The following is a 10,826-nucleotide window of genomic DNA, read 5'->3' on the forward strand; positions in this document are numbered from 1 at the left end:
TTATTATATTTATATAACAGATACAAGTAATTAAACTTGAAAGATTTTTGTAAAGCTGGAAAATTACTGTTAATTCTGCAAGGTCTTATTAATTAATTGTAACTGACATCGTTGGCAATTTTCTAATGAAAAGCATTCATACTAAGATAAACTTGTCTTAGCATTCATTTTATAAAAAAATCAGCACATGAGTAGTAACAATCCATGTACTGATTTTAAAATAAATTAAATATTATTAATAAACTCTCTTACTGCATCCGCAGTTTTAGCATTAGCGCTATGTAAGTGAGCTAATTTTTCTCCATTTTTAAACACTAGTAATGATGGAATACCCATTACACTTTGTTCTTCAGAGATTTCTGGAAACTCATCATGGTCAATTTTGAACCATTTTTTATCTTGATTCTCAGCTGTAATTTCATCAATGAACATATCTAAACGTTTGCAATCTGGACACCAAGTTGTTGTAAAAATACCAACTGTTAGCTGATCTTGCTTAATTTCATTATAATATTCTTGTTCCTCTTTGATTTGTTTCATCATCGTTTCCTCCATTTACTACAATCCCATTTATAAATTAGAACTATTCAATAAAACCTAAAATAGTTAAAGGAATCATCTCAAAATATATTATACCGTTTAATAGAATATCTATCATTTTATTTAACTCGGTTAAATTTTCACAATGAATAATTTGTAAGTAGGGGCTGTCCGACGAAGGTTACGTCAAATATATAAACTTGCTGATTATACAAGAATGCCTACATTTGGCGCTTTCTGTCTAGATGAACCCCCATGTATTTTCTTAAAAAACGTAAGAATTACTTTCCCATCGATCAAACAAAGATAGCAAATAGAACTTATTGGTCAACCCCTTCATATTTTTATAGATATTTTTGCTAACTTTAAAATCCTTCTTTCTCATAACAAAAGGACTAATCAAAGTCAAAAATACCGACTATTGATTAGTCCCATCATCATTTACTAATTTAGTTTTTTAAATCATATGAATTTCTATGCTTTCTTATACATTGTGACTACGCCAGCTCCACCAAGTCCAAGATTGTGTTGCAGTGCTACTCTTGCATCTTGCACTTGACGCTTATCTGCTTGACCACGTAATTGCCATACTAATTCTGTACACTGTGCCAATCCTGTGGCTCCTAGCGGATGCCCTTTTGACATAAGTCCTCCTGATGGATTTACAACATATTTCCCACCATACGTATTATCACCATCATTGATTAGTTTTTCAGCTTCACCTTCACCACAAAGGCCTAAGCCTTCATATGTTATAACCTCATTTGGAGTAAAACAATCATGCAACTCAACTACATTTACATCTTCCGCACCAATTCCTGCTTTTTCGTAAACTTCTGCTACTGCTCTTCTAGTCATATCTGCGCCTACAAGATTTATAGCATCAGTTTCAAATGTATTGACCAAATCAGTTGTCATAGCCTGCCCTACAATTTCTACAGCATCTTGAAGTCCATGTTTTTTAGCAAATTCTTCACTACATAGAATTGCCGCTGCGGCTCCACAGGAAGGTGGGCATGCGCAAAATCTAGTTAAATAAGGTGGATAAATTGTAGGTGCATTCAATACGTCATCTAAAGTTAATGGCTGATCAAACATTGAATATGGATTTTGAATAGCATGACTTCGCGTTTTAACAGCTACTTTCGCGAAAATATTTGGATTTGCACCATACTTTTCAACATATGCATTACCCGCCGTACCAAATAAACGGATGGCACGCGGTGTTTCAGGAAGTTCAGGAGCTAAATGATTTAAGCGTTCAACAAAAGATTGCATGGGCGCAGTACGGTCCGACCACACACTGCCTAATGCACCTGGCTTCATTTCTTCAAAACCTACGGCAAGGGCACACTCTACAACCCCAAACTCAACTGCCTGTCTAGCTAAATACAATGCTGTTGAACCAGACGAACAATTATTATTCACATTTATTATCGGAATACCGTTCATACCCACTTTATACATTGCCGCTTGTCCACAAGTACTATCTCCATATACATAACTAGCAAAAACTTGTTGAATTGCTTTTTGATTAATTCCAGCATCTTTTAACGCTCCTAAAATTGCTTTTGAAGCCATAATTTCATAAGGTTCCTGAGCTCCTGGTTTAGTGAATTTCACCATGTTTACACCAATTACTTTTACTTTTCTTTGCATTGATTTCCCTTCTTTCTTTTTAATTATCTGAAATATCAGAATTATAATTAGTTTTTTTTTAGCCATTTTTAATTAGAAAATGGTTTGAAATAAAACTTTAGTATATAAACAGCCATTTATTTGAAGTACTTGGCCATTTACATAATTTGAAAGCGGAGATGCAAGATTAAATATCCCAACAGCTTCTTTTGGCTCTCCTACCCTTTTTTGTGGGATTTTATCGATAAACTTTTTTCTATTCTTTTTTAGAATACCTCGATGCATCATCAAGAGCCTCTTATTATGAAAAAGCAGAAATCCCCAATATTTCTCTACCAATAATTAATTTTTGAATCTCATTTGTTCCTTCTGCTATTGTAAAATAGCGGATATCGCGATAATATCTTTCAACTGGAAATTCCTTCGTATAACCGTATCCACCATGAATTTGCAGCGCATCTTCTGCCACCTTTAATACTTGTTCTGTTGAGTAGTATTTAGCCATCGAGCATTCAACTTTGCATGTCTTACCTTGATCTAATAGATTGCTAGCTTGAAGTCCAAGCAGGCGCATCGCATTTGTTAAAGTCACCATTTCACTAATTTTCGCTTGAATCAATTGAAAACTTCCAATTGGTTTACCGAACTGTACTCGCTCTTTTGCATATGCAACTGAAGCATCTACACATGCTTGAGCAATACCGGTTGATATAAATGCGACCATCGCACGTGCGCTATTGAGAAATTTAAGTCCTTGTCTTAGCCCATCTCCTACAGTTCCTAATAAATTTTCAACAGGCACTTCACAATCTTCAAATACTAATTCTGCAAATGGACAACTTGTAGTACCCATCTTTTCAATTGGATTAGCTATATAATGTGACTGGCTTTTTTCTACAATAAAAGCAGCTATCCCTGCATTACCTTTCGATTTATCTGTTTGTGCAATGACAATTCCAATATCACCTTCAACACCATTTGTAATAAACATCTTAGATCCATTTAAAATCCACTTATCTCCCTTTAATTCTGCTCGAGTTTGAATACTAGATGTATCAGATCCAACATTTGGTTCGGTTAGCGCAAAAAAACCAATTTTCTCACCTTTCAATAAAGGTTTTATAAATTTTTGTCGTTGAGCCTCTGTTCCATATTCATAAATATGAGTCAATACCGAATTTGTAATTCCTACAGTTGCTCTTAATGATGGCCAAACTCTTGATAACTCTTCAATCATTGTAAAATATGTTGTATAGTTTAACCCATGTCCTCCTGCTTCTTCTGGAAGAAGACCACCTAAGTAACCAAAAGGTACTAACTGTTTTATGATTTCTTTTGATACTGCTTTTCCAGACTTTTCATATTCATCTACCATCGGGAGTATTTCCTTGTCTAAAAATCGTTTAACAGTGTGTTTCACCAACGTTTGCTCATCAGTTAATGTTATGCTCATGCATATTCCTCCCCACTCATATTATTATTTAAGCCTTTCTCATAATTAACATAGGAGTAATTCCTTCTTGGATTAATTCAGCTTTTTGGTTAACTACTTTACGTTTGAAATTCACGATTCCTCTTTCATTATTACTAGTTTCTTTTTTACTTATAATTTCAACTTCAAGATGTATCGTATCTCCAATTCTAATAGGTTTAATAAAACTCCAAGAGTTAATCCCTAATAATGCAAGTAGAGTTGAGCTCATTCTTCTATTAAGATCTGTCCTTGTGAATAATCCTGAGGCAATTGTTAGCCCAAGAAGTCCATGTGCAACACGTTCTCCAAAAATCGATTGCTTTGCATACACTTCATCAACATGAAGAGCATTGTAATCACCTGATAATCCGGCGAAATTCACAATATCTGCTTCTGTAATTGTTCGAGCTGGAGATGAAAAAATCTCTCCAACTTTAAAGTCTTCAAAGTATAAAGCTTCTTCTGACATAGTCCTCCTCCAATTTACAAAATTTGATTTATCCAATAATAAACTACTGATTAAACGTGGATTTCCATACTATTAAATTATTGGTGCGAATTTATATGTAAAAACTTCATTGCCTTCTTGATCGTTCGACTTCTCAACAACTAGTCGAGCACTCTGACCTAATCGCAGTTGCCCTATTGCACAATTAACAAATAGCGTATAAACGTTTACTCCTTCAGGTAAGTACACTATTCCGTATGCATAAGGAACAGCGCCATCTACTTGTGATTGATTAACAACTGTATAAGCATGAATAATACCCTCGTTACTTAAGTTGATTGAAATTAAATCTCCTTCATTACATTGTGGGCATAAACTTCTTTCTATTTTCGGGAAGAAGATTTCTTCACAATTATCACATTTACTTCCAATAAGGTAGAAATATCCATCATCACTTTTCCACAAGTTTTGATGAAATGGGGCTGCTCTCTTGTGCTCAGAGTCCATAAAATACTCCTTTCAAAATTTATTTAACCGAATCTCCCTCCTGTCACGTGTAATATATCACCTGAAATATAGGAAGAATCATCTGATGCAAAAAATAAAACCGCATTCGCTACATCTTCAGGTAATCCAATACGTGGAACAGGTGTATCTTTCTTTTGTAATTCTTTGATTTTTTCGTACTTTGGATGGTTTTTTAAAGCATCTGTTTCAATAAGTCCAGGGGCTACAGCATTTACATTTATATTATTTCTTCCTAATTCTTTAGACAAAGATCTTGTAAGACCAACAATCCCAGCCTTTGCCGATGAATAGTTTGCTTGTCCTGGATTTCCAAGATATGCTCGTGACGAAATATTTATAATTTTCCCATAATTCTGTTCAACCATATGTGAAGAGACATATTTAGAGCATAAGAACGCTCCTTTTAAACAAACATCAATGACCTGATCCCAGTCTTCTTCTTCCATATCTTTAATTCTAGTATCCTTTAGAATGCCAGCATTATTTACTAAGATATCAATTTTACCGAATGCTTCAATTGTATTTTGGACCACCTTTTTTACATCTTCGACCTTTGACACATCAGCTACAACAGCAATAGCACGACCACCAGCTTCTCGAATTTCATTTACTGTATCCTCACATGTTTGCTCATTAATATCAGATACTGTAACAAAGGCCCCTTCTTGTACGAGTTTTTGAATAATGCATTTTCCTATTCCTTTTCCTGAACCTGTTACTATTGCTACTTTACCTTCGAATCTCATATTCAACCACTCCTTCATAAATGCTTTACCTATATTGATTCGTTATTATCATTCTATAACGTAATAAAGTATTATTCTATATCAAAGGTATACAAATAAAATGCATGCTTTTGTGATATTTCTTCAGGTGAATAGTAGATTACTTTCTATTAACATAATTTATCATAATTGTATATTTTACGTTTTTTATTTTATAATCTATGTATCCCTTCTAAATTGGCTTATTAAATTAGAAGTCTTTCACAATTAATAAATGAAAGGAGTAAAATATATGGCGATGGTACAGTATGACAATTCTATTCTCTTGGACATATTCTCTGAAGTGTCTCAACTTTCTCAAGAGCATTATGTAGAAGATCGATGGAATTCATTACGAAGTAGACTTAAATCAAGATTGCCAAAAGAGGCACTCCCGATAGTGGAAGATTATGTTATAAAAATTCAACTGTTAAAGCAAAAAGAATCCTATTTAAATTTTATGGCGAAAACTTTTGAAATCATTCAACAAATCAATATTGAAGTGTCCTCCTTAGCACCATTAGATAAAATTTTATCGTTAAGTGCCGATAAATTGCGAAGCATTTCAAAGGCAAATATTGTTTTGATTGCTTTACTTAATAAGGAACAAAACAACATTCGAATTCAAGTACTATCAGGTGCTAATACAGATGAACTTCTAAACTATGAACAAAACATTGATAAAGGTATCACGGGTATAGTAGCAAAACTTCACAAGCCTTACGTTGTATCTGATTACAAACAATACAAAGATCCAATCGATCCTCTAGCTCAAAAGTTAATAGAAAGAGAAGGCATTCGTTCTATTATTGCGTCTCCTTTATTACTTAACAATCAGTTACTAGGCATCGTTTTTATAGCAAGACAAAAGCCATACAACTCCTCAGATTTGCTCATCAAAATGCTAGAACATTATTGTTATCAAGCAGCGATTGCAATAGATAATGCAAGGCTGTACGGCAATGAATTAAGAATTACTAACTTACATAAAGAATTATTCAAAGAAGCTCTAAATAGCGGCTACTCTGGTATTATCCAAAAACTTTCAAAGTTTATTAATGAGCCAATATTATTAATGGATGAATATGGGAATATTATTCATGATTATTACCCTTCAAGAGTTAAAGACAGAACTAGTGAAACTAGTTTTCATTACACTCATATTTTTGAAAAAATTAAAGCCATAAAAAATGGATTAAAGAAATCAACTGAACTACACATTACCAATGATTCCTGCATCACTGTATTCCCAATACTGTTAAATGAAATGACGATCGCCTATCTCATTGTTCCACGTGCTTATAATGAACACGACAATCTTGATATTGTAGCAATTGAACAATCAAAAAATGTAATAGCCCTGAAAATAAGCCAAGAGCGAACGAGCACTGAAATAGAAATGCGATTAAGACAAGAATATCTTTATGACCTTATACTAGGATTAGAATTAGAAGAGGATTTATTAAGGCGTGGGCGATTTTTAAAGTTCGATTTTCGTAACTCATATCATATTCTGATTCTTTCTCCTTCAGCTGAGTCAAATAATAGTGAACTTAACTCAAATCAAACTAATCAAATTTTAGAAAAAATAAGATATTCACTAGGTGTTTCATCTCTTCCATTAAGCATCGTACATGGTGAAAAATTAATCGTCTTAACTCAAAGCAGCCAAACAGCTGGCATAGCGAAAGACATCCTAGCCTCTTATAAGAAGTATAGTTCAGGATTTAATGCAACTATCGGTATTAGCAATAGTGTTAAAGAACCTCCAGAGTATGCGAAAGGTTATTCAGATGCAAAAAAAGCAGCAGAATTTGCTCATCTCTTTGGAAGACAAAACGAAATCATTTACTATGACGATTTGGGGATAATTGGTGTGTTATTTGAGTCAAATAACTTTGAATCAATGAAGCTATATAGTGAGAAGTATTTAGGAACTTTAATTGAATACGATACTATTCATAATGCGGACCTGATCAAATCGTTACAAGCCTTTCTAGATAATGAATCAGTTATTCAATCCTCAGCTACTCAATTACATGTTCATTACAACACTTTAAGGTATCGGCTAAACCGTATAGAAGACATTACGGGATTGAGTTTATCAAACACTCAAAATAAATTGAATCTACGAATTTCCTTAATGATTCATCAGTTATTAACTAAAATGAATAGTAACTGAGATAAAATAGCAAAGAGCTGTCTAATAGGACCTTCTCGTTCTCGTTTTATACATGTATGAGATCGTCATTCTTTGATTTTTATGAAGATACAGGAATCTCATCCTAATCAAAATCACTAAAAATAAGCATTTTAACTATACAAAGCAAGGATAACAAATTTCACGAAAACAATATCGAAGGGCTTAAAAAGCGTAAAAGGCGTCCAAAAAGTGATAGCAAATCACTTTTTGGACAGCCACTATTTTTTTAATGCAATTAGTCTGCAACGCTTAGAAAACGCTTTCTTTTCTAGTTATTTTAGTTGATTTGTTCGACTAGATCTTCCTCATTTGAGATATTCTCTTTATTATTAAATGATGGTCTAACTAACATCGCAAATAATCCAGCACTAATAATTACAAATATAGCCATAACAATAAGCGAAAGATTATATCCGAATATTTTTGTACTTGCAAGACTTATAATAAATCCTGTGACCATTGGTGCGATTACACCCGCTACATTTCCAGAAGAGGTAAGAATACTTACCATTAAACCGCCTCGCTCCGGCATTTCATTTGTCATTATTGCCGGTCCAATAACTAAAATGGAATAAGTTAACCCTTTCGCTAAACTCATCGCAATTATTGCCCAAATAGGATTTTGAAATACTATAATTGAAAGCATACAAAGCGCTCCGATAATCATCGATGCTCCAGATACATAAATTCTAGATATTTTCCAACTTTTTGTTTTTACAAAAAGTCTATCTGAGATAATGGAAACAAGCATGTAAATGACAATTGATGATAAACCAATAAACATGATACCGAATCCCATTTGTCCGGAACTCATTCCAATCACCTCCACTAAGTACAGAGGTAACCATATTGATAACCACACAACTATGAAATAAGTTGAACAAAAGGCTAATGTTGTAAATAAAGTAACTCTTGAAGATAAAATTTGTTTAACATCCTTCAGTTTTAATTTTTCCACTTTCTCTTTTTTCTTCATTTCTCCATTCTCTACAGCTGGTTTTTCTTTAACGAATTGAATTAAGATAAACCAAACAATACTTGCTACACCAAGCAAAATAAAAGCTGCCTTCCATCCCCATGCTGTAATCGCTCCAATTAATAATGGTGCTGTAATAAACGCACCAACCGTCCCTCCGGAACCGACAACAGAGGTAACGAAACCGCTTGATTTAGATGGAAACCATTTTAGAGCATGACTATAAGCAATTGGACTAAATGGCCCTTCAAATGCCCCTAATAGAATTCGATATAATATTAATAATGGAAGAGCTGTAATCGCTACTACACCTATTTGTAATACAGCCCATGTTAGCATTAAGAAGCCTAACATTTTTTTAGCGCCAATGCGATCTGCCCAGGCAGCTCCGATGACACCTGTAATTGGATATAGCCAATAGTAACTGCTTCCAACGATTCCCCAGTCTGCATAAGATAAATTCAAATCCTTCATAATATATGTCGCTGCTAGCCCGACGATCGACTTATCTGCAAAATTAATAATCATACCTATAAATAATAGGATAAGTACAAACCAACGCATGCCATCCCTCATTTCCAAAAATAGATTAAATGCACTTAATAACTACGGTCTCCTTATAATAAACGCCTAGCAATTGTTCGCTTCTGTAATTCCGTCGAGCTATCAGGGATACACATTGTTTTTTTCTAAGAATTATTATCTCTAATTTCTTCTGATTCTTTAAAATCTATCATTCATATTTCTCCTCCAAAAGATACAAGGTATACCTTCTGGATACAGGCAATGCCACACTCAAGTCATATTTATCACTCCTTTTTAGTTTTTTAGATGTTACACCTGAACTTACAATCAAATTGATTATTACAATTTTAATACGTTTAATAGGGACTATCTATATCAAGTGTCCACAAATATTACATAGATATTTATGTAACTTCTACAGACGGAAGTTATTCCGTGCAATTTATAGTAGAAGATAAAAAAAGAGCTTTGAATCCATTTTGTATGAATTCAAAGCTCTTTAGCTAAAATTTCATATAGAACTAATGAAAACTATAAGTGAACACATTAAATCCTAATAATCTAATTTACGCTTTGTATTTTCTTACATATTTTTTTATAAGCAGTGGACATGCAGAGCTTGCAATAATCGCAGCTAAAGTACTCCAATTCATTTTAAAGACGAGATAATAAACTACAGAACTACATATAAAATCAATAATGAGGAATTGCTGCAATTCAGATTTATGAATGCTGTAAAAAACCACTCGTGGTGCTCTGATCATGTTCGATTTCCTCCCCAAATAATTGAACAGATATGTCATTATATGCAGATTGATTATAAGATTATGTACTTTCTATTGTTACAACGCTTATACCATCGATAAATTTAATCTTGCTCTTAATGAAATATTGTTTCATCATTTGATTATAGTGGCTTTGAAGTATTTTTTTTCACATTATTCAGCTGATATATTATTGATTTTCAAATGAAATATGTTTACAATTCTGCCTTATCAACAATTCTATATTTTCTATTGAATATTTGGAACATTGTTGTTTTTGAATTTATATATAGAAATTCTATAGTGTTAATATTGTGGCTTTTTAGGGAAATCTAATGAATGATTCATATAGAATTGAAGAATAAGAAGTATAGAACGGACTAACGATTTAAAAAAATAATAGACTTGTATAAACATTCTAGTTACCAACTTTTTGACATAAAACCCATACTAATACATTTTATGAAAGAGAAACAAAGTCGATTTTCCCTACTATAAGGGGGAAAATCGTCTTTTTATTGTTACTTGAAGACACTCTTCGCAAAGTCCGTTATCCGATACTTAAAGTTCATGGATTTTTAATTCTCTAAAACAGAGCAGGTTTTGAAAGCTAAATGTGTAACATAGCTTCTTTAATACATGCTGTACAAGTTTTTTATTTTAACTATTGATTGATCGAAAACGAATATAGTTTACCTACACCGCGATCTGCCATGCTTGGTAATTTACCTTCGTATAATGTTTTACCATTCTTGTAATTATACGCTACGATGTACATATCATTTTGACCGCTATTTTTAAATCCTTCATATAATACATATAGTGTTTCTTTGTTTGCTATTTGATCTACTGCAGCTACGTGATCATAGTTTGAAACAAAGCTAGGTTTGATTTCTTCTTTATTTACTTGCTTCAACGTCTGTTTATCGATAACAAATACTTTAGTATCTACACTAATGTAGAAGT

Annotated in this window: 11 protein-coding genes; 1 reads left to right on the top strand and 10 read right to left on the bottom strand. The window is 33.1% G+C overall.

All coding sequences use genetic code 11. From position 1 onward, the window contains the following. Positions 1-225: 225 nt before the first annotated feature. The 7 genes from V7014_RS24135 to V7014_RS24165 all read right to left on the bottom strand — a co-directional run bounded on the left by V7014_RS24135 (position 226) and on the right by V7014_RS24165 (position 5,374). Complete coding sequence (locus V7014_RS24135) at positions 226-540, bottom strand: thioredoxin family protein (RefSeq protein ID WP_335511137.1); 315 nt, start codon at positions 538-540, stop codon at positions 226-228. 474 nt (positions 541-1,014) lie between these two features. Further along, complete coding sequence (locus tag V7014_RS24140; RefSeq protein ID WP_335511140.1) at positions 1,015-2,199, bottom strand: lipid-transfer protein; 1,185 nt, start codon at positions 2,197-2,199, stop codon at positions 1,015-1,017. A 72-nt stretch (positions 2,200-2,271) separates the two neighbouring features. Further along, entirely contained in the window at positions 2,272-2,466 is a 195-nt protein-coding gene (locus tag V7014_RS24145; RefSeq protein ID WP_335511142.1) for a hypothetical protein, read from the bottom strand. Positions 2,467-2,479: 13 nt separating this feature from the next. Continuing rightward, positions 2,480-3,631, bottom strand: a complete 1,152-nt coding sequence (locus V7014_RS24150) for an acyl-CoA dehydrogenase family protein (RefSeq protein WP_335511145.1) — start codon at positions 3,629-3,631, stop codon at positions 2,480-2,482. A gap of 28 nt (positions 3,632-3,659) precedes the next feature. Then, on the bottom strand, positions 3,660-4,121 hold the full coding sequence (locus V7014_RS24155; protein ID WP_335511146.1) for a MaoC/PaaZ C-terminal domain-containing protein: 462 nt from the start codon (positions 4,119-4,121) through the stop codon (positions 3,660-3,662). A gap of 72 nt (positions 4,122-4,193) precedes the next feature. Then, positions 4,194-4,607, bottom strand: a complete 414-nt coding sequence (locus V7014_RS24160) for a Zn-ribbon domain-containing OB-fold protein (protein WP_335511148.1) — start codon at positions 4,605-4,607, stop codon at positions 4,194-4,196. A gap of 23 nt (positions 4,608-4,630) precedes the next feature. Then, on the bottom strand, positions 4,631-5,374 hold the full coding sequence (locus tag V7014_RS24165) for an SDR family NAD(P)-dependent oxidoreductase (RefSeq protein WP_335511150.1): 744 nt from the start codon (positions 5,372-5,374) through the stop codon (positions 4,631-4,633). Between the two features lie 271 nt (positions 5,375-5,645). On the opposite strand from V7014_RS24165, the gene V7014_RS24170 reads away from it, so the two are divergent. Next, a complete protein-coding gene (locus V7014_RS24170) occupies positions 5,646-7,574 on the top strand; it encodes a helix-turn-helix domain-containing protein (RefSeq protein WP_335511152.1) in 1,929 nt (642 codons plus the stop codon). A 298-nt stretch (positions 7,575-7,872) separates the two neighbouring features. Here V7014_RS24170 and V7014_RS24175 read toward each other — a convergent pair whose 3' ends face one another. From V7014_RS24175 to V7014_RS24185, 3 genes are all read right to left on the bottom strand, one after another. Next, positions 7,873-9,135 (bottom strand): MFS transporter, encoded by a 1,263-nt coding sequence (locus tag V7014_RS24175; RefSeq protein WP_335511154.1) that lies wholly within the window; start codon positions 9,133-9,135, stop codon positions 7,873-7,875. Between the two features lie 527 nt (positions 9,136-9,662). Beyond that, positions 9,663-9,860, bottom strand: a complete 198-nt coding sequence (locus V7014_RS24180; RefSeq protein WP_335511156.1) for a hypothetical protein — start codon at positions 9,858-9,860, stop codon at positions 9,663-9,665. 664 nt (positions 9,861-10,524) lie between these two features. Continuing rightward, positions 10,525-10,826 (bottom strand): hypothetical protein (locus V7014_RS24185; protein WP_335511157.1); only part of this gene is annotated, 302 nt, incomplete at its 5' end.

Origin of the sequence: Bacillus sp. JJ722 (genome assembly GCF_036963345.1) — a bacterium.
GTDB lineage: Bacteria > Bacillota > Bacilli > Bacillales > DSM-1321 > Bacillus_AD.

What these genes read in the sequence shown, in the direction of transcription:
- V7014_RS24135 (WP_335511137.1), bottom strand. Translation starts at nt 540, where the DNA reads ATGAAACAAATCAAAGAGGAACAAGAATATTATAATGAAATTAAGCAA.
- V7014_RS24140 (WP_335511140.1), bottom strand. Translation starts at nt 2,199, where the DNA reads ATGCAAAGAAAAGTAAAAGTAATTGGTGTAAACATGGTGAAATTCACT.
- V7014_RS24145 (WP_335511142.1), bottom strand. Translation starts at nt 2,466, where the DNA reads ATGATGCATCGAGGTATTCTAAAAAAGAATAGAAAAAAGTTTATCGAT.
- V7014_RS24150 (WP_335511145.1), bottom strand. Translation starts at nt 3,631, where the DNA reads ATGAGCATAACATTAACTGATGAGCAAACGTTGGTGAAACACACTGTT.
- V7014_RS24155 (WP_335511146.1), bottom strand. Translation starts at nt 4,121, where the DNA reads ATGTCAGAAGAAGCTTTATACTTTGAAGACTTTAAAGTTGGAGAGATT.
- V7014_RS24160 (WP_335511148.1), bottom strand. Translation starts at nt 4,607, where the DNA reads ATGGACTCTGAGCACAAGAGAGCAGCCCCATTTCATCAAAACTTGTGG.
- V7014_RS24165 (WP_335511150.1), bottom strand. Translation starts at nt 5,374, where the DNA reads ATGAGATTCGAAGGTAAAGTAGCAATAGTAACAGGTTCAGGAAAAGGA.
- V7014_RS24170 (WP_335511152.1), top strand. Translation starts at nt 5,646, where the DNA reads ATGGCGATGGTACAGTATGACAATTCTATTCTCTTGGACATATTCTCT.
- V7014_RS24175 (WP_335511154.1), bottom strand. Translation starts at nt 9,135, where the DNA reads ATGCGTTGGTTTGTACTTATCCTATTATTTATAGGTATGATTATTAAT.
- V7014_RS24180 (WP_335511156.1), bottom strand. Translation starts at nt 9,860, where the DNA reads ATGATCAGAGCACCACGAGTGGTTTTTTACAGCATTCATAAATCTGAA.